Genomic DNA, 18995 nt, shown 5'->3' with positions numbered 1-18995 from the left:
GTTGCGTCTTCGGGGATAATCGGCATGGATGAAAAATGTTTGCGAAAGGTGGAAAAGTTCTGGATTTTGGACCATTGTCCAGAAAAAATAACAATCGTTCTTAATGGCTTCAAAATTGATGGCATTCTGTTTTTTCATTTTGAAGCAGGAGGTGTCTTGCTAATATCTCGCTTAAGAAAGAACGTTAAAAAAGGGAAGGCTTCTGCCCTTCCCTTACTCATTGATATAATACTTTGTTACATAGGAAGCACTTTCGAAAATTTTCGGCTTCGCTCCGTCGATGCCGGCCTTCGTTCCCCGATTTTTATGGGCTTTTTCGTATGCCTTTGATTTTTGCCAGTTCTCGAATGCTCCTTCATTCTCCCAAACGGTCAGGATGATATACGTATTGGATGAGAGCGGGCGCAGCACTCTGATGGCAACGAAACCAGGTTCATTTTCGATCAGCCTTGGCCTGTTCAGGAACCGGTCCTCGAAAAGCGGCCTTCCTTCGTCGGTGACAGGGATATTGTTCAAGACGGCAAACCCTTCCTGGTCGAGAGAACCGGATGAATCGATTACTTCATATTTTCTTGGTTCATTGAAGACACTATCCCCGTCTGTTTCATGAACAAGGAGTGCAGATTCATTATTGGCCATCAACACCATTGTTTCCTCAGGTTGCTTTTCCTTGAAGCGAAGAAGATAATCTACTGTTCCGGAAGTCAAATACAAATTCATGCTTTCACCTCATTTTGATATTCATACTTCTACTAAGCATACAGCATTTTTCCCTTTAATTGAAAATTTGAAAACTAAATATCGTCAATTTATTGACACTTGGAGCCTTCTCCTATGAAATTGACAGTTAAACAGGATATAGTGTATATAGCGGAAAATAGGTGTTTTTTATTTTGTTAAATTTATATTACAATGAGAGACAGACATTTACTGAAAGGTGGATTTCTTTTAATGAACAAAAAATTCAATGACACTTTTTTAAGAGCAGCAAGAGGAGAGCAAACGGATCATGTTCCTGTCTGGTATATGAGACAGGCAGGCAGGTCCCAGCCTGAATATAGAGCAATCAAAGAAAAATATTCATTGTTCGAAATCACCCACCAGCCAGAGCTTTGCGCTTATGTGACAAGGCTTCCAGTCGAACAATATGATGTGGATGCTGCCATCCTTTACAAGGATATCATGACACCTCTCCCAGCAATGGGGCTGGATGTAGAAATTAAACCTGGTATCGGGCCGGTCATCGCAAACCCGCTGAAGTCGCTTGATGACGTTGAAAAGCTTGGCGAAATCAATCCTGAACAGGATATTCCTTACGTCCTTGATACCATCAAGCTGTTGACCCAGGAACAGCTTTCAGTGCCGCTGATTGGATTTTCCGGTGCGCCATTCACCCTTGCAAGCTATATGATCGAGGGCGGACCATCCAAGAATTACAATAAAACGAAAGCTTTCATGTATGCTCAGCCTGACGCATGGTTCGCATTAATGGAGAAGCTTGGCGATATGGTCATTACATATGTGAAAGCCCAGATCCGTGCAGGGGCAAAAGCCATCCAGATTTTCGATTCCTGGGTTGGCGCTCTCAATGTCCAGGATTATCGTACTTTCATCAAGCCGGTCATGAACAGGATTTTTTCAGCCCTTAAGGAAGAAAATGTACCGCTGATCATGTTCGGCGTTGGCGCAAGCCATCTGGCACTGGAATGGAACGACCTTCCGCTTGATGTCGTCGGGCTCGATTGGCGCCTGCAAATCAGCGAGGCGAGAGGAATGGGAGTCAATAAGGCGGTCCAGGGAAACCTTGACCCTGCAATCCTGCTGGCTCCATGGGAAGTCATCGAAGAAAAGGCAAAAGCCATCCTTGACCAGGGAATGGCACAGCCAGGTTACATCTTTAATCTTGGCCATGGTGTTTTCCCGTCAGTGAATCCTGAAACCTTGAAGAGGCTGACTTCGTTCATCCATGAATATTCTGCATCCAGGCTCGGCAAATAACCTCTTTTTCAGCCCTGGAACATTACGATTGGTAAACCAGCCAGGTTTTTGGCAGAATAACTTGGAGACATGAAAAATGAGGTGTGGAAACATGGCAAAGAAAAAGATGGGGTTGCTTGTTATGGCATATGGCACTCCTTATAAAGAAGAAGATATTGAGCGTTACTATACACATATCCGCCGCGGCAGAAAACCGTCCGCGGAGCTGCTTGAGGATCTGAAGCGACGTTACGAGGCAATCGGCGGAATTTCCCCTCTGGCGAAAATCACCCGGGAACAAGCGGAGAAGCTTGAGCAGCATTTGAACAGTATCCAGGATGAAATCGAGTTCAAGATGTATCTTGGGCTTAAGCATATTGAGCCTTTCATCGAAGATGCCGTTAAACAGATGTATGAAGATGGAATCAGGGAAGCGGCCACAATCGTACTTGCGCCGCATTTTTCCACCTTCAGCGTCAAATCGTACAATGGCCGTGTGAAGGAAGAGGCGGAAAAGCTGGGAGGACTGGATATCGTATCCGTTGAAAGCTGGTATGATGAGCCGAAGTTCATAAAATACTGGACGGACCGTGTTAAGGAGACCTTCGCTTCAATGCCGGCAGAGGAGAGGGACCATGCTGTCCTGATTGTATCTGCCCACAGCCTGCCTGAGAAGATTCTCCAAATGGGTGATCCGTATCCTGAGCAGCTGAAAAAAACAGCAGAAATGATTGCCGAGAGTGCTAATGTAAAGAATTACGCGTTAGGCTGGCAAAGTGCGGGAAATACTCCAGAGCCATGGATTGGCCCGGATGTCCAGGATTTGACGCGGGAATTATTCAATGAGAATGCTTATAAAGCATTTGTATATGTACCTGCCGGGTTTGTATCTGACCATCTGGAGGTACTGTATGACAATGATTATGAATGCAAAATCGTCACGGATGAACTAGGTGTGAGCTATTACAGGCCGCCAATGCCGAATGCACAGCCCGAATTCATCGATGCCATGGCAAATGTCATTCTTAAGCACCTGGAAGCTTCCCGTTAAAACTAGAATAAAGAAGGCGATTTACCGTGACAGACTTAAAGAGAATTGTGATAGCAGGAGGCGGCATCACTGGCCTGACTGCTGCCTATTACCTGCAGAAGCTTGCAAGGGATAAAAAGCTGCAGCTTGATGTGAAGCTTGTCGAAGCATCGCACCGTCTTGGCGGGAAGATGCAGACGTACGTCAAAGATGGGTTTGTAATCGAAAGAGGGCCAGACTCCTTCCTCGAACGGAAGGAAAGCGCTGGCCGTCTTGTCCGCGAGGTGGGGCTTGGAGACAGGCTCGTCAATAATAGCACCGGGAAATCATATATTCTCGTTAAGGACCGCCTCCATCCTATGCCGGGCGGATCGGTGATGGGCATTCCAACTGAAATTGCCCCTTTCATTACAACAGGCTTATTCAGCTGGCCAGGAAAATTCCGTGCGGCGGCTGACTTCTTCCTGCCTCCATCAAAAGAGCAGGGAGATCAGTCACTCGGCGAGTTTTTCCGGCGCAGGCTTGGCGATGAAGTTGTTGAAAATTTGATTGAACCGCTGCTGTCAGGCATTTATGCAGGCGATATCGATAACCTCAGCCTCTTGTCGACGTTTCCTCAGTTTTACCAGGTCGAGCAAAAGTATGGCAGTTTAATCCGCGGTATGAAGAAAATCATGCCAGCTCCCCAAAAAGCGAGTGGCAGCGAAAAGAAAAAAGGAATCTTTCTGACCGTTTCCTCAGGGCTACAATCTTTCGTTGATGCAATAGAAGCTAAACTGGAAACTGGATCGGTCATAAAGGGAGTCAGAGTCGATAAAGTCATCAAGGAAACGGAAGGCTACCGGCTGCGGTTGAGCAATGGACAAATGCTCATTGCTGACAGCATGGTCGTTTCAGCTCCACATGAAGCAGCTATGCATATGTTCTCAGATCATGACCATCTATTCGAACAATTCCGGGACATGCCTTCAACATCTGTAGCCACTGTGGCCATGGCTTTTCCAGAGAGTGCGGTAAAGGAAGATATAGATGGCACTGGCTTCGTTGTTTCGCGGAATAGCGATTATACGATCACTGCGTGCACATGGACGCATAAAAAATGGCCGCATACGACACCGGAAGGGAAAGTCTTGCTCCGCTGCTATGTTGGCAGACCAGGTGACGAAGCAGTCGTTGAACTCCCCGATGATGAAATCGTCAATATTGTCCTCGAAGATCTAAGGAAAACAATGGATATCCAGGCGCAACCTGATTTTGCCGTTGTTTCCCGTTGGAAGGAATCAATGCCCCAATATACAATTGGCCATAAACAACGTGTGGAAAAATTGAAAGCTGGCCTCTCCAATGAATTGCCAGGCATCTTTGTTGCCGGCAGTTCATATGAAGGTATCGGCATGCCCGACTGCATCGATCAGGGAGAGGCAGCCGTTGAAAAAGTACTTGATTATCTGAAGATAAAATCCTAAATTCCGGTTTAGGATTTTTTTGTTTAGGAAATTATAAAATTCTGTACTTGTGGATAAACGTTCGCTAAAATGTTGGTATCATTTTTCAAGGTGAATGACAATGGCTAAACAAAACAGTGGCATTATCAAACGGATGTTGAGAGACCATTTTGATGGCTTCTGGAAGATGCATTCAACCCTCTTTCCTGTAAGCTATCGGAAAGATATTGAAGAGACTGTTCAAAAGGCAATTCGTTGCGGTACGCGTGACTTAGGGTATTCACGGTACGAATGTCTCGGGTGCGAGGGAAATCCTTCTCCCGTTTCTGTTTGTTTTACTTGTAAAAGCAGGTTTTGCCAAAAGTGTGGAAAGAAATATACGGACGATTGGTCGGACAAACAACAGGAATTGATTCTTAATGTTCCTCATCGGCATATGGTATTTACTGTTCCTAAAGAGCTGAAAAAATTTTTTTCAAGATAGGAAGAAGCTAAACGAGTTAAGTAAAAAGGTATCCGAGGTATTCCAGTTTTATTATCGGAGGAAAAGCAAGAAGCGAGATCTTCAAGTTGGAATCATAACGGTCATACATACTTTTGGAAGAGATCTTAAATTTAATCCTCACATCCATGCCCAGGTGACAGAGGGGGCTTTAGACAATAGGAACGAATGGGTTTCTAGCGATTTCATACCTTATGAGTATCTCAGGAAATCTTGGCAAAAGGTTCTGCTTGATTCGGTGAAACAATGGTTCCCGAAAAATAAAACGGTTAATAATCTTATTGATGAGTTGTATCTGCGTTATCCGAAAGGATTTTATGTAAATGCTGAAAAACGAATGAGGGACGCCAAAGGGGCTGCTAAATATATTGGCCGTTATTTAGCCAGACCGGCTGTCGCTGAATATCGAATAGAAGAATACGATGGACAATCGGTTCGTTTCTGGTATGAAGACCACCAAACAGAAAAACGGGTGGAGGAAGTCCTTCCAGTCTACAAGTTCCTTTTCAATCTAATACAACACATTTCTCCCAAGCATTTTCGAATGGTTGGGCGTTATGGTTTGTACAGTAGGCGAACTTACAAAAGGGCGAGAATTGCTTTGGACCTTTACTCATTTATGAGGACTAAGCAACTATCTTGGCTATTAGAAGGGAAGAAGAAAAGGAAGACCTATCGTCAACGAATGATAGAAGCCTTTGATCAGGATCCATTCCAGTGTCCTTGTTGCCATCGGCAGATGGATTTGGTGGAGATATGGCAAGCCGACCATTCCTTTATCATTATATGGAAGACATGGAGTGTGTGAAAACAAGGAGGTATCACGGCAATGCCAAAAAACAACGAGCCGGATGAAATGAGTAAAGACCTTTTAAAATGGTTGGAGGAGGAAGATCCCTTCGGATTGAATGAAGATATAAATACCATTCTGTTTAAATGTAAGGATTGTCGGAAAGTTGACGATGTTCCTGATTTTGTTGTGGCTGATTTTCAAGTGGATAAAAAGAAGGGGAAGATGTTGAAATTGAATGTCCTTTTTGTGGTGGGACAATGCTGAGGGCGAAAGAAAGTCCCAAGTGAATCAATCTCACCAGGGACGTCCTTTAAGTCGCGTTAGCGATTTTGTTCTGTAGCCTGAATTTTATTTAAGGTTTGATGCCGGAAATAAATGGACGAATGCTTGATTGTTCAGAATTCAAAGGTTGGTACAAGAAGGAAAATTACCAGTCACAGGTCCTATCACAAAGCGGGTGCGGGAAAGAGTGGAAGGGAACGGAATTCGCTGGATCGTGCCCAAACGGATTCCCGAGAGAGCGAAAAGGTAGCGCAAGAGCGTCTTTCGTGCCCAAACGGGTTCCCGAGAGAGCCGAAAGGTAACGCAAGAGCGTCTTTCGTTCCCAAACGGGTTCCCGAGAGAGCGAAAAGGTAACGCAAGGGGTCTTCTAGTGACCTAACGGGCTCCCAGGAGAGCCGAAAGGTAACGCAAGAGCGTCTTTCGTGCCCAAACGGGTTCCCGGGAGAGCGAAAAGGTAACGCAAGGGCGTCTTTCGTTCCCAAACGGGTTCCCGAGAGAGCGAAAAGGTAGCGCAAGGGCGTCTTTCGTGCCCAAACGGATTCCCGAGAGAGCGAAAAGGTAACGCAAGGGCGTCTTTCGTGCCCAAACGGATTCCCGAGAGAGCGAAAAGGTAGCGCAAGAGCGTCTTTCGTGCCCAAACGGGTTCCCGAGAGAGCCGAAAGGTAACGCAAGAGCGTCTTTCGTTCCCAAACGGGTTCTCGGGAGAGCGAAAAGGTAACGCAAGGGGTCTTCTAGTGACCTAACGGGCTCCCAGGAGAGCCGAAAGGTAACGCAAGAGCGTCTTTCGTGACCTAACGGGTTCCCGAGAGAGCGAAAAGGTAACGCAAGGGCGTCTTTCGTGACCTAACGGGTTCTCGAGAGAGCGAAAAGGTAACGCAAGGGCGTCTTTCGTTCCCAAACGGGTTCCCGAGAGAGCGAAAAGGTAACGCAAGAGCGTCTTTCGTTCCCAAACGGGTTCCCGAGAGAGCGAAAAAGGTAACGCAAGAGCGTCTTTCGCGCCCAATCGGGTTCCCGAGAGAGCGAAAAGGTAGCGCAAGGGGTCTTCTAGTGACCTAACGGGCTCCCAGGAGAGCCGAAAGGTAACGCAAGGGCGTCTTTCGTTCCCAAACGGGTTCTCGAGAGAGCGAAAAGGTAACGCAAGGGCGTCTTTCGTTCCCAAACGGGTTCCCGAGAGAGCGAAAAGGTAACGCAAGGTATGGGCTCCCGAGAGAGCGAAAAGGTAACGCAAGGGCGTCTTTCGTTCCCAAACGGGTTCCCGAGAGAGCGAAAAGGTAACGCAAGGGCGTCTTTCGTTCCCAAACGGGTTCCCGAGAGAGCGAAAAGGTAACGCAAGGGCGTCTTTCGTTCCCAAACGGGTTCCCGAGAGAGCGAAAAGGTAACGCAAGGGGTTTTCTCGTTGGAAATTTTAAATGATTCTTGAGGTGGGGAAACGAGCGATGCCAGCAAGGAGAAGCCGATCCGAAAGCTTGTGGAGGCAAGCTGTTATGCCGAAGGAGACCGTATTTTAAGAAGCGCTCCATGGAACCGAAGTCAGCAGTGGCGATAACAGTTGATCCCTGTGATTATTGACAGGTCACCCGAGTGCGTTGCGCAAAAATATTTAGTTTTTATCTAGGATTAATGCTAGAAAAAAATTATGATAAATGTCTTGAAACTTTGGAAAAGATGTGTTAAATTTATTACCGTACTAACTGACCGTTTTATCCATTTGGTCATTTTACTCAGACAGAGGTGAGGGCATGGCAATTGACAGGAAGCAGCAAATAATCGATGCAGCGACAAATTCATTTTCGATGTTTGGCTATAAAGCGACTACAATTGATCAGGTCGCAAGGATGGCGAATGTCGGAAAGGGAACAATCTATACTTTTTTTAAAAACAAGGAAGAACTATTCGATGAGATCATTGGCAGGCTGATCAAGGAAATGAAGAAGGTCGCTGAAGAATCGGTCGATCCCACTCGTTCCTTTTATGAAAATGTGCATACATCCCTTTATAAGCTTCTTGAGTTCCGCAAAGAACATCAGCTGACGATCAAGTTATCCCAGGAAGCGAGGGATCTCGGAACACCGACTGTGCTGGAAGTGATGGAAAGACTTGAGCTTGCGATTTTGAACTTCATCAAGGAAAAGGTCATCAAAGCTATCCGAAAGGGAGAAATCAAGAAATGCGATCCGGAAATCACTTCGTTCATCATGATGAAGCTTTACATTGCCTTGATCTTCGACTGGGAAAAAAGACATGAGCCCCTTGAGAAAGAAGAAATTTCCCGACTGTTTGAGCTATATATTTTCAAAGGATTATCCAACTAGGTAATCCTTAAATATTGAGTAAGAATGACCAAATGGCCAAAATGGTCATTTGTTATTTAAGGGGAGGACATCAATGAAAAAGACACTATTGTCAAAAGAACTGCATTCAATTTTCCGGAATAAAAGCCTTTTGATTCCTGTGCTTGCTGTTTTATTCATTCCTGTTTTATATACCGGAATGTTCTTATGGGCTTTTTGGGATCCATACGACCGCCTTGGTGATTTGCCTGTAGCAGTGGTCAATGAGGACTCAGGAGCGGAACTGGACGGGGAAAGGATTGAGCTCGGGGATGAATTGACCGAAAAGCTAAAGGAAAGTAAAGATTTCGGGTTCGAGTTCGTAAGTGAAAAAGAGGGAAAGAAAGGTCTGCAGGATCAGAAATATTACATGCTGATCAAAATCCCTGAAAATTTCTCGGAGAATGCCACAACATTGCTGGATGAGCAGCCGCAAAAACTCGAACTAATCTACATGCCGAATGAAAGCTTCAACTTTCTGTCAGCACAGATCGGGGAAACCGCAGTCGAGAAAATAAAGGCATCTGTTTCTGAAAAAGTATCTGAAACCTATGCGGAAACGATGTTTGACAAGATAGGCGAGCTTTCGGATGGGTTAGCCAAGGCGAGTGAGGGTGCTTCGGAGCTTACTGAAGGAGCCGGGGAATTGAAAAATGGATCTGGAGAATTGTACCAGAACCTTGCTGTCCTTGCCGGTAAATCAGTTGAATTCAACGATGGTATGAAATCGGCGAATACTGGAATCAAAGAAGTCGCGAGCGGAGCAGGGGCCCTTTCAGAAGGACTTGGGAAGCTGGAAGAAGGCCATGGAAAGCTTGCGTCTTCTTCTGAAGAGCTCCTGGCTGGAGAAAAAGAGTTATCCGCTGGCGCCGCAAGGCTGAACGCTGGCCTGCAGGAAGCAAGCAGCAAGATGCCGGCGCTAGAGAGTGGGACTGCAGAAATCAAGCAAGGGTCCGAACAGTTGGCCAATAACCTTGCTTTGTGGAAACAGGGCGCGGATCAGACAGCCTCCGGAGCAGCTGAACTGCATGCCGGTATCCAGGAGCTTCAGGCGAAAATGCAGGCAATGCAGCCACTCTTAAGTGCTTATCCTGAACAGCAGAAACAACTGGCTGAGGCCCTTGGAAAATTGGAAGCAGGAAGTTCCCAGCTTGCAGAGGGAACAAACTCACTTTCAAAGTCAGCAGGTCCCCTGGCCGGAGGAGCAACACAGCTTGCAGGCGGTCTCGATCAATTGGCAGCGGGACAGGCACAGCTCCATAAAGGACTGGACGCCCTGTCAGCAGGTAGTGCCCAGCTTGAAGAAGGGACAAACAAGCTTGTTTCCGGACAGCAACAGTTCAATGCAGGGCTTGGAACGTTTGGTCAAAAGCTTGGTGAAGCGAGCGCAGGCTCCAAAAAGCTTGCTGATGGATCAGCAAAGCTATCCGGCGGGATGGATCAGCTGTCCGCAGGTTCCTCGGCGATGGCGGATGGAGCGGGCAAGCTGACGAATGGGGCAGGCAAGCTTGCTGAAGGAAACGAAAAAGTCGCTGAGGGCACATCCGAGCTTGCAGGCAAGCTTGAGGATGGTGCCGAAAAAGCAAAGATCGATCCATCGGATGATGCTTATAATATGCTTGCAGCTCCAGTAAAACTGGATAATGAAAAAATGAATGAAGTACCGAATTATGGAACTGGTTTCGCGCCATATTTCCTTAGCCTGGGACTTTTCGTCGGGGCATTGCTGCTTTCGATTGTGTTCCCATTAAGGGAACCTGCAGGAGTTCCGGCCAGCGGAACCAGCTGGTTCGCAAGCAAGTTTTTGATTCTCGCGTCCATCGGAATTTTGCAGGCGCTGATTGCCGATGCGATCATGCTTGCAGGTCTGGGGATTGAAGTGGAAAGCGTGCCGCTGTTCATACTGTTTTCGATTGTAACAAGCCTTACGTTCATCACACTCATTCAATTCCTTGTGACATTATTCGGCGACCCAGGGCGCTTCATGGCGATTCTTATCCTTATTTTGCAGTTGACTACCAGCGCGGGGACATTCCCGCTCGAATTGATTCCTGGAATCCTGCAAAAGTTCAATGCGTTCCTGCCGATGACTTATTCCGTGCAAGGTTACAAAGCCGTCATTTCAAGCGGAGACATCAGCTTCATGTGGTACAATGCCGCTATTCTTGGCGGGTTTATCGCATTCCTTTCGATTGGCACATGGCTATATTTCATTCTCATGCACAAAAAGAAATATTCTGCCGCCGCTGAAGCATAAGGAAAGCGAAACGCGTTTTTGTTTGTAGGAAGCCGGCGAAAACGGCCGAAACTCTTGGCAGTTTTCCCAGCCGGGGTCCAGGATATAGGATGACCTGACTTAAGGTGCGGCCACTAGCCAAACTCCAGGCAAGGTGCCAATTCCATGTTTTTTGGCAGAAAAAAGAGCCAGCCGTTCAAAATGAACGAGCTGGCTTTTTGATTGTGCAGCATCTACTGCGGGAAAGGGATTGTATTACACCCGGAAAAGCCCGGGGAAGGACAAACATCTTAATTTTACAGCTTGCCAGGATCCATGCAGCGATCGCATTTGTTTCCATAGCATTCATGTTGTTCGTTGATCGGCTCTCCACACTCCATACACTGTTTCTGAGGTAAATTGCGAAAGAATTCTACTATACTTTCAATCATGCTGTTCCCTCCATTTATCGTGTGTTTTGATACAGATTTAGCTTTAACGACATTGTATTATAACAGTAATGATCTGTCAACGAAATTTTCTGAAAAAATCCTTGAAGTGAAAAAATGGGTAAAATGAAGTATAGTGGTAGCAAATGCGTGATTGAAGGAGGGATATTGTTGAAGCTGACGATTATAGGCTGCTGGGGCGGTTATCCAAAAGCCAATGAAGCAAGCGCCGGATATTTGCTGGAGCATGATGGCTTTAAATTAATGATTGATTTTGGAAGCGGGGTCCTGGCGAAGTTGCCGAACTATGTCGCACCCGGGGCACTTGATGCCCTGGTACTTTCGCATTACCATCCCGACCATGTTGCTGATATCGGGGTCTTGCAGCATGCACGGCTGATCCAGGGGTTTTTGGGCAAGAAGCCGCCACAGCTCCCGATTTATGGCCATACACAGGACAAGCATGAATTTGAAAGACTTACATACAAAAAAATCACAAAGGGTGTCGGCTACAATCCTAACCAAAAGCTTGAAGTCGGTCCATTCACCATCAACTTCACGCTTGGAGCACATCCGGTCCCATGCTATGCAATGAGAATCGAGGCGGATGGCAAGTCGCTGGTCTATACAGGAGATACTTCCTTCAAGGAAGAATTCGTGCCGTTCGCAGCCAATGCTGATTTACTGCTGTCTGAATGCAACTTTTACGGGGACCAGGACGGCAAAGGGGCTGGCCATATGAACAGCCTCGACAATGGAAGACTGGCGCGCGGCGCTCAAGTGAAACAGCTTGTGATGACACATCTGCCGCATTACGGCGAGCTGGAAAAACTTGTTTCCGAAGCATCAGCTGAATATGATGGCCTGATTGCCCTGGCCAGGGAAGGGCTTGTAATTACATTATAAAAGGGGAGCCAAACGATGTTATTTATTGACAATAAAGGAATTACCGATCCAAGGATTAACCTTGCGATTGAAGAGTACGCATTGAAGAACCTTGATATCAACGAAACTTACCTATTGTTCTACATTAACGAACCATCGATCATCATCGGCAAGAACCAGAACACGATTGAAGAAATCAATACAGAGTATGTTGAAAAGAACGGAATCCACGTCGTCCGCAGGCTTTCCGGAGGAGGAGCTGTATACCATGACCAGGGAAACCTGAATTTCAGCTTCATCACAAAGGATGACGGGGAAAGCTTCCACAATTTCAGGAAGTTCACTGAGCCGGTTGTCACTGCCTTGAAAAAACTTGGAGTGAATGCCGAGTTAAGCGGGCGGAACGACTTATTGGCCGAAGGCAGGAAAATTTCCGGTAACGCGCAATTCTCGACCAAGGGGAGAATGTTCAGCCATGGAACCTTGCTGTTTGATTCGGAAATGGAAAATGTCGTATCCGCTCTTAATGTTAAAAAAGACAAGATTGAATCCAAAGGGATTAAATCCATCCGCAGCCGCGTTGCCAATATTTCAGAATTTTTATCAGAAAAGATGGGAATTGAACAATTCCGCAGCCTGCTGCTGAAAAACATCTTTGAGGACAGGGAAGAAATTCCTGAATACGTTCTCACAGAACAGGATTGGGCAAATATTTATGAACTTTCAAAAGAAAGATATCAGAATTGGGACTGGAACTATGGAAGGTCGCCGAAGTTCAATTTACAGCACTCACACCGGTTCCCCATCGGACAAATTGATGTCCGCTTTGAAGTGAACAAGGGAGTCATCGAGCACTGCAAAATTTATGGGGATTTCTTCGGAGTAGGCGATGTCAACGAAATTGAGGACAAACTGATAGGGGTAAAATACGAAAAGGCCGAAATCACCAAGGCTTTGGACGGACTCGACATCAAACATTATTTCGGAAATATTTCAAAGGAAGATTTCATCAGTTTAATTTATTGAGCAAATGCAGGCGCGCTGGCCATTACAGCGCGTTTTTCTTTTTAAAAATGGAGAGAGCCGGATATATTTCTCTTGAATACATAATTTTCTTTCAATATAATATATTTAGAAAATTTTTTAACAAGATTGGTGATGATTTTATCACCGCAAAGGGGGAAAGGGAGTTAATGAATCTTTCATCACAGCTTCAACTCACTGCCGCAAAGCTTGGAGATAAGCCAGCGTATTTTTTTATGGACAAGGCAAGTACCTACGCTGAACTGGATGGCGCAATCACCAAGTTCGCTTCAGGCCTTAAGAAATTAGGGGTGGAAAAAGGGGATCATGTTGCGCTTTTGCTGGGAAACTCTCCGCATTTTGTCATCAGCTTCTACGGGGCCTTAAGGCTCGGAGCAACTGTCATTCCAATCAATCCGATTTATACCGCAGACGAGATCGGCTATATCCTGAACAACGGGGATGTGAAAGTAGTCGTTGGGCTGGATATGATGGTGCCGCTTGCTGAAAAAATCCACCATCAGCTGCCTAAGGTGGATCACTTTATTATCTGTGAAACAGGACAGGCTGCAGAAGTGGATTTCTCAAAGCTGACATTGGGGCAAAAAATGAAACCGTTTACAGATGTGATTGCTTCTGGTGAGCCTGACTTCAAGGGACCAGAAGTAAACGATGAGGATGTAGCCGTCATACTTTACACATCCGGAACAACAGGGAAGCCGAAGGGAGCTATGCTTACCCATAAAAATCTTTACAGCAACGCAAAAGATGTAAGCGATTACTTAAAAATCAATGAAGAAGACCGAGTCATCACAGCCTTGCCAATGTTCCATGTATTTTGCATGACGGTCGCTCTTAATGCTCCTCTCATGAACGGAGGCACCTTGATAATCGTGCCGAAATTCAGCCCTGCAGAAATTTTCAGGATTGCCAGGAAGTATGAAGCGACCGTGTTTGCAGGTGTTCCGACCATGTACAATTTCTTGTTCCAGTATCCAGAAGGAAAACAGGAAGACCTGAAAAGCCTGCGCCTTTGTATTTCGGGAGGCGCTTCTCTCCCTGTAGCCCTGCTGGAGAATTTCGAACGGAAATTCAATGTAATGATCTCTGAGGGATACGGATTATCTGAAGCATCGCCGGTCACGTGCTTCAACCCGCTTGACCGTCCTCGGAAGCCAGGTTCGATCGGTACTTCAATCATCAATGTCGAAAACAAGGTAGTCAACGAACTCGGTGATGAGGTGGAACCAGGAGAAGTCGGCGAATTGATCGTCCGCGGGCCGAACGTGATGGCAGGTTACTACAAGATGCCGGAGGAAACGGCTGCAACCATTAAGGATGGCTGGCTGTATACCGGGGACTTGGCCCGTATGGATGACGAGGGATACTTTTATATTGTTGACCGCAAAAAAGATATGATCATTGTAGGCGGCTATAATGTCTATCCACGAGAAGTCGAAGAGGTTCTTTATAACCATCCGGATATCGTCGAGGTAGCAGTACTTGGAGTTCCAGATCCAAACCTTGGAGAATCGGTACGCTGCTATGTCGTCAGCCGCAATCCTGAACTCACTGAAGACCAACTGATGGACTACTGCCGTCAACATCTTGCAAAGTATAAATTGCCAAGTTCAATCGAGTTCCTCGAAGAGCTGCCGAAGAACACGACCGGCAAGATTTTGAGGAGAGCCCTCAGAACCCAGGTATACCAGTCACAATAACCAACGATAAAGGCAGGCTTACAGGCTTGCCTTTTTTGCTTGCGATGCTAATAACCGGAAGTCAGCAGTCATTTATGGATTCCGTTGGCAGCATCTGCCGTCCAAGGCTCCGGAATGCGAAAAAATAAACAGAAGGATTTCACGGCCAGCTGGCGAATGATGAGAATGAGGAAAGGAGCTGAATTGCTTGGATCATATCCGTTATGAATTGAAAGGGCATATTGCGGTTGTCACATTGGACCGCGCCGATGCGCTGAATGCCTTTAATTTTGAGACACTTGAAGAGTTGCAGAAGGCAGTGGAAGCGATCAGAACAAATCGTGAAGTCCGAATTGTGATTTTTACAGGAGCAGGTGGGAAAGCGTTCAGTGTGGGGGCTGATTTGAAAGAAAGACGCACCCTGTCAGATGAGGAAGTAAAACGGAATATCTACAAGATCGGAGAGGTCTTTACTGCGATTGACCAGCTGCCGCAGCCTACAATTGCTGCCATCAATGGTTTTGCTTTTGGAGGGGGAATGGAGCTGGCGCTTGCCTGCGACTTTCGGATTGCCGCAGCCGGAACTTTGATGGGGCTGACGGAAACGAGTCTTGCGATCATCCCTGGAGCGGGCGGGACCCAGAGGCTTCCGAGGCTAATCGGACAGGCAAAGGCCCTGGAGCTTATCCTGACTGGCCGGCGAATCAGCTCAGAGGAAGCCCTCCAATATGGCCTTGTCAATGCTGTCGCCGAAAAAGAAAACGTGCTGGACGAATGCCAGAAGCTCGCAGAGGTGATGCTTGGAAACGGGCCTGTCGCGCTGCAACAGGCAAAATTTGCAGTCAAGCAGGGGATGAATGCTAACCTGCAGACAGGGTTGCAAATCGAGCGTAAAGCATACGAGGTAACGATTCCGACAGAGGATCGGCTTGAAGCCCTGGCCGCTTTCAGCGAAAAAAGGAAGCCGCTTTTCAAAGGCAAGTAATCGGAGCACGGCCGAGGCCGTGCTTTTTCCATTTAGGTTAACAAACCTCTTTGCCATACAACTGATAGTATGTATAATATATTTTAATCCATTCGATAGTTTAATTGACTAAAGGATTTTGTAAAATTTGCAATAAGGAAAGGCGGGAAGCAGGTGGAGAGTATATTGGCAGTTAACCAGGCAACAGAATTCAAGAAGGGGATCCAGTCAGGCATCAGTATTGCAATAGGCTATATGCCGGTTGCGCTTACATTTGGATTGATCGCGAAGACGACCGGCCTAGCCTTTAGTGAAACGGTTTTAATGAGCCTGCTCGTTTTCGCCGGCGCGGCCCAGTACATATCCTTAAGCCTGCTGACGCAGGGAATTGGGATGTTCGAAATCGTATTGACCACATTCATCGTGAATATCCGGCATTTCCTTATGTCTGCCTCTTTGAATGAAACAGCGGACGATGACAGCATTGGGGCGAGAATGGCGTATTCATTCGGAATCACGGATGAGACTTTTTCAGTTGCGGCCACCCGTGACGGGACTGTCAATGCCGGATATATGTTCGGATTGATTCTCATCTCTTATTCAAGCTGGGTAATCAACTCTGGTGTCGGCTTCCTGATTGGGGCGGGACTGCCGCAGACCCTGCAGGAGAGCATGTCAGTCGCCCTTTACGCGATGTTTGTCGGACTCCTCGTACCCTCGATGAAAAGCAGTGTGAAGGTCGTATTCCTTGCCATCCTTGCTGCTGCTTTCAATTCCACTTTCACTCTCGGAAAAATGATGTCAACCGGTTGGGCAATCGTCTCGGCGACCCTCCTGTCTGCCATCATCATTGAGTGGGTGGAAACAGTGAAAAAACGAAGGGAGGCAAAAACAAATGGATAAAGAAATCCTCATCATGATCATCGGAATGGCAATCGTCACCTACATTCCAAGAATGCTTCCATTTGTGATGTTCAAAGGAAAAGAACTGCCCCCATTCCTTCAGGGAGTCTTGAAGAACGTCCCCTATGCCACCTTGGGAGCGCTCATTTTCCCTGCCATCCTGTTCATTCAGGAAGACATATGGTATGGCATCCTGGGAGCCGCGGCAGCTTTTATCGTTGCCTTCCTAGGCGCCAATGTCATTGTTGTCGTCATCGGTTCAATCTCTGTGCTCACATTGTATTCCTATTTTTTTTAGATCCGCAGGTGTGCGGGTCTATTTTTATGAGATTAACAGGAAAAGATAATGCTTAAAGGAGGGTCCCGAAAAAGTGAAATAAGCATGTCAGGCGCGGATAGTGCCCAAAAGGGTCCCCAGGAGAGGCAGAAGGTAACGAATAGGGTTGTCTCGCGCTCAACAGGGTCCCCGGGGAGGTGAAAAGGTAACGAATAGAGCTGTCTCGTTCCCAAAAGAAGTCCCAAAAGGTAATGGACGGGGTCAGAGTTGCCATTCGCATTTCATGAATCCCTTGCATCCATCCGCCTCCACACAGCCATTCGTCCCTTCGCAGCGATCCGGCCACCCGCTGCGACTTTGGTAAAATCACTCTTCGCAGGCACCATGCATCGTCCATCTCCCGAAAGTACATTGCTTATCTCCTGGCAATAACTTGTTCTATTTTCAGCGGGATGGACTAAAATAGTTATAGACAGGTTGTTCACGATAGGGGGAAAAACGATGGCGAGAAGATTGGGCTTTTATGGGGTGATCGCCTATATCCTTTATGGTTTTGCTGTATATTGGTATTTGTTTTATTTTGCGGATACAAGCCTTCCGTTTGAGTTCGAGGGGTCGAAGGCGGACCCGGCCACTTTCCTGAATGGCAGGGAGTTGATGCTTAGTGAGGAATATTCGAAAGTCAGGAATTTATTATTTTTCCTTTCGACTCCATTTGAATGGCTGTTCTATTTTTTAATCCTTTTGCTGGGGCTATCAAAGGCATTTAAAAAGTGGAGCGAACAGTCAGTTAAAAATAGCTATGGGCAAATGGCGATCTACTTGATCTGGCTCTCTTTTTTCGCATTTGCTGCAACATTCCCTCTTAGTTATATCAGCTATAAATTATCGAAAATTTACAATATATCCACTCAGACATTCGCTTCCTGGATGCGGGATGAATTGATTGATTTCTGGGTCAATTATGCGATGATGTTTATCATTGTCCTTGTCCTGTACTGGCTGATCAATAAATTCAAGCGATTCTGGTGGCTTTTTGCCTGGCTGTTGTCTGTCCCGTTCACGCTGTTTATCATGTTCCTGCAGCCGGTTGTGATAGATCCGCTTTACAATGACTTTTATCCGTTGAAAAACAAGGAGCTTGAAGCAAAAATCCTGGAACTGGCAAACAATGCGAATATTCCGGCTGAGCATGTGTTCGAAGTGAACATGGCTGAGAAGACAAATGCACTTAATGCCTATGTCACAGGGATTGGGTCAAATTCGCGGATTGTCCTCTGGGATACAACATTGAACAGACTGGGCGATGATCAGATCCTGTTCATCATGGCCCATGAAATGGCGCACTATGTCGAAAAGCATTTATATATTGGAATTGCCGGATATCTGCTCCTTTCACTCGCCGGACTCTATCTTGTCTCGAGATTGATGAACTGGGCGATCGGGCGCTGGGGAGCGGAACTCAAGGTCAAGGATCCCGGCGATATCCGCTCCCTGCCACTATTCCTCATGTTCTTATCCATGCTCATGTTCGCAGCCAGTCCATTATCGAACCTTGTATCGCGGTACCAGGAGTCGCGTGCGGATAAGTATGCAATTGAAATGACAGAGAATACCAATGCGGCCATTGGCGCTTTCCAGGAGCTGACTAGGGCGGGGCTCAGCCAGGTTAATCCGCCGTTATTGGTCAAGGTGTTCAGATATGGGCATCCAACGATGCTCGAAAGGATTTCGAGACTTGAAGAGTATGAAGTACAAATGCGGAACAAGCAGGAATGACGGTCATCCCCGGTTCAACCGGGGATTGTTTTTTTATTGCAGGCTGTGTTAAAGCTGAATGTTGTTTTTTAAAGAGTTGATTGAAGGGAAGGGACTGACGCCCCGCGGGATGCAGTGGCAAGGTGGAGACCCCGCAGGCTCCCTTAGTGCCGAGGAGATAGGGAAGCTGAAGCGCTTTGGTCAGCCCCGACAAGCGCTGGCCGACTAAGACCGCCGCGTCCTGCGGCAACGTCGGCACTAGGACGTCCTGTCCGTCGAAGGGCCTGACAGTGAAATCGCTCTTTGACTTCATTGGCAGGAGCGAAGCGACTCGGAGGGGCTAAGCGCTGAAGCTGGACCAGCTCCACTGACGCTCCGCGGAAAGCATGTCCCTGGAGTGGAAATCAACACCCAGGTTTTACAAAGCCTTATTGTAAAATAACAAAAAATCCCCTGCATAGG

Annotated in this window: 15 protein-coding genes and 1 pseudogene; 14 read left to right on the top strand and 2 right to left on the bottom strand. The window is 46.7% G+C overall.

Annotated elements, in window-relative coordinates:
- Window positions 1–213: 213 nt before the first annotated feature.
- A complete protein-coding gene (locus JJQ88_RS05110) occupies window positions 214–720 on the bottom strand; it encodes an antibiotic biosynthesis monooxygenase family protein (protein WP_210364654.1) in 507 nt (168 codons plus the stop codon).
- Between the two features lie 231 nt (window positions 721–951).
- On the opposite strand from JJQ88_RS05110, the gene hemE reads away from it, so the two are divergent.
- The 7 genes and pseudogenes from hemE to JJQ88_RS05070 all read left to right on the top strand — a co-directional run bounded on the left by hemE (window position 952) and on the right by JJQ88_RS05070 (window position 10616).
- Window positions 952–1998, top strand: coding sequence for a uroporphyrinogen decarboxylase (hemE, locus tag JJQ88_RS05105; RefSeq protein ID WP_210364653.1), 1047 nt, complete (start codon window positions 952–954; stop codon window positions 1996–1998).
- Window positions 1999–2089: 91 nt separating this feature from the next.
- On the top strand, window positions 2090–3028 hold the full coding sequence (gene hemH, locus JJQ88_RS05100) for a ferrochelatase (protein WP_210364652.1): 939 nt from the start codon (window positions 2090–2092) through the stop codon (window positions 3026–3028).
- 26 nt (window positions 3029–3054) lie between these two features.
- Window positions 3055–4473 carry a protoporphyrinogen oxidase gene (hemY, locus tag JJQ88_RS05095; RefSeq protein WP_210364651.1) on the top strand — a complete coding sequence of 473 codons (1419 nt, stop codon included), beginning with the start codon at window positions 3055–3057 and terminating at the stop codon, window positions 4471–4473.
- A 100-nt stretch (window positions 4474–4573) separates the two neighbouring features.
- Window positions 4574–5809, top strand: a pseudogene (locus JJQ88_RS21800) (IS91 family transposase).
- Window positions 5784–6011, top strand: a complete 228-nt coding sequence (locus JJQ88_RS05080) for a hypothetical protein (RefSeq protein WP_246860943.1) — start codon at window positions 5784–5786, stop codon at window positions 6009–6011. The pseudogene JJQ88_RS21800 and the gene JJQ88_RS05080 overlap by 26 nt, the downstream one beginning before the upstream one ends.
- A gap of 1757 nt (window positions 6012–7768) precedes the next feature.
- Window positions 7769–8341 (top strand): TetR/AcrR family transcriptional regulator, encoded by a 573-nt coding sequence (locus JJQ88_RS05075; RefSeq protein WP_210364649.1) that lies wholly within the window; start codon window positions 7769–7771, stop codon window positions 8339–8341.
- A gap of 73 nt (window positions 8342–8414) precedes the next feature.
- On the top strand, window positions 8415–10616 hold the full coding sequence (locus tag JJQ88_RS05070; RefSeq protein WP_210364648.1) for a YhgE/Pip domain-containing protein: 2202 nt from the start codon (window positions 8415–8417) through the stop codon (window positions 10614–10616).
- A gap of 275 nt (window positions 10617–10891) precedes the next feature.
- Here the strand turns inward: JJQ88_RS05070 and yhfH are convergent, their stop codons facing one another.
- Window positions 10892–11026 carry a protein YhfH gene (yhfH, locus tag JJQ88_RS05065; protein ID WP_210364647.1) on the bottom strand — a complete coding sequence of 45 codons (135 nt, stop codon included), beginning with the start codon at window positions 11024–11026 and terminating at the stop codon, window positions 10892–10894.
- 168 nt (window positions 11027–11194) lie between these two features.
- On the opposite strand from yhfH, the gene JJQ88_RS05060 reads away from it, so the two are divergent.
- The 7 genes from JJQ88_RS05060 to JJQ88_RS05030 all read left to right on the top strand — a co-directional run bounded on the left by JJQ88_RS05060 (window position 11195) and on the right by JJQ88_RS05030 (window position 18554).
- Window positions 11195–11929, top strand: a complete 735-nt coding sequence (locus JJQ88_RS05060; RefSeq protein WP_210364646.1) for an MBL fold metallo-hydrolase — start codon at window positions 11195–11197, stop codon at window positions 11927–11929.
- A 15-nt stretch (window positions 11930–11944) separates the two neighbouring features.
- Complete coding sequence (lplA, locus tag JJQ88_RS05055; RefSeq protein ID WP_210364645.1) at window positions 11945–12934, top strand: lipoate--protein ligase; 990 nt, start codon at window positions 11945–11947, stop codon at window positions 12932–12934.
- A 167-nt stretch (window positions 12935–13101) separates the two neighbouring features.
- The gene (locus JJQ88_RS05050) at window positions 13102–14652 is read left to right on the top strand and encodes a fatty acid--CoA ligase family protein (RefSeq protein WP_210364644.1); all 1551 of its coding nucleotides are present in this window, start codon (window positions 13102–13104) and stop codon (window positions 14650–14652) included.
- Between the two features lie 187 nt (window positions 14653–14839).
- Complete coding sequence (locus JJQ88_RS05045; protein WP_210364643.1) at window positions 14840–15616, top strand: enoyl-CoA hydratase-related protein; 777 nt, start codon at window positions 14840–14842, stop codon at window positions 15614–15616.
- A gap of 153 nt (window positions 15617–15769) precedes the next feature.
- Window positions 15770–16498: an AzlC family ABC transporter permease gene (locus JJQ88_RS05040; protein WP_481748281.1), complete on the top strand. Its 729-nt coding sequence runs from the start codon at window positions 15770–15772 to the stop codon at window positions 16496–16498.
- On the top strand, window positions 16491–16796 hold the full coding sequence (locus JJQ88_RS05035) for an AzlD domain-containing protein (protein WP_210364642.1): 306 nt from the start codon (window positions 16491–16493) through the stop codon (window positions 16794–16796). Before JJQ88_RS05040 ends, JJQ88_RS05035 begins: the two co-directional genes overlap by 8 nt.
- A gap of 480 nt (window positions 16797–17276) precedes the next feature.
- A complete protein-coding gene (locus JJQ88_RS05030) occupies window positions 17277–18554 on the top strand; it encodes a M48 family metallopeptidase (protein WP_210364641.1) in 1278 nt (425 codons plus the stop codon).
- Window positions 18555–18995: the final 441 nt, after the last annotated feature.

Origin of the sequence: Bacillus sp. REN3, assembly GCF_017912555.1 — a bacterium.
Classification (GTDB): Bacteria; Bacillota; Bacilli; order Bacillales; family Cytobacillaceae; genus Mesobacillus.
Note: the sequence above shows the minus strand (reverse complement) of the source record. Positions and strands in the feature narration are given on the sequence as shown.

Excerpts from the sequence above, each read along its gene's own strand:
- JJQ88_RS05110 (WP_210364654.1), bottom strand. The coding sequence starts at position 720 with ATGAATTTGTATTTGACTTCCGGAACAGTAGATTATCTTCTTCGCTTC.
- hemE (WP_210364653.1), top strand. The coding sequence starts at position 952 with ATGAACAAAAAATTCAATGACACTTTTTTAAGAGCAGCAAGAGGAGAG.
- hemH (WP_210364652.1), top strand. The coding sequence starts at position 2,090 with ATGGCAAAGAAAAAGATGGGGTTGCTTGTTATGGCATATGGCACTCCT.
- JJQ88_RS05080 (WP_246860943.1), top strand. The coding sequence starts at position 5,784 with ATGCCAAAAAACAACGAGCCGGATGAAATGAGTAAAGACCTTTTAAAA.
- JJQ88_RS05075 (WP_210364649.1), top strand. The coding sequence starts at position 7,769 with ATGGCAATTGACAGGAAGCAGCAAATAATCGATGCAGCGACAAATTCA.
- JJQ88_RS05070 (WP_210364648.1), top strand. The coding sequence starts at position 8,415 with ATGAAAAAGACACTATTGTCAAAAGAACTGCATTCAATTTTCCGGAAT.
- yhfH (WP_210364647.1), bottom strand. The coding sequence starts at position 11,026 with ATGATTGAAAGTATAGTAGAATTCTTTCGCAATTTACCTCAGAAACAG.
- lplA (WP_210364645.1), top strand. The coding sequence starts at position 11,945 with ATGTTATTTATTGACAATAAAGGAATTACCGATCCAAGGATTAACCTT.
- JJQ88_RS05050 (WP_210364644.1), top strand. The coding sequence starts at position 13,102 with ATGAATCTTTCATCACAGCTTCAACTCACTGCCGCAAAGCTTGGAGAT.
- JJQ88_RS05035 (WP_210364642.1), top strand. The coding sequence starts at position 16,491 with ATGGATAAAGAAATCCTCATCATGATCATCGGAATGGCAATCGTCACC.
- JJQ88_RS05030 (WP_210364641.1), top strand. The coding sequence starts at position 17,277 with ATGGCGAGAAGATTGGGCTTTTATGGGGTGATCGCCTATATCCTTTAT.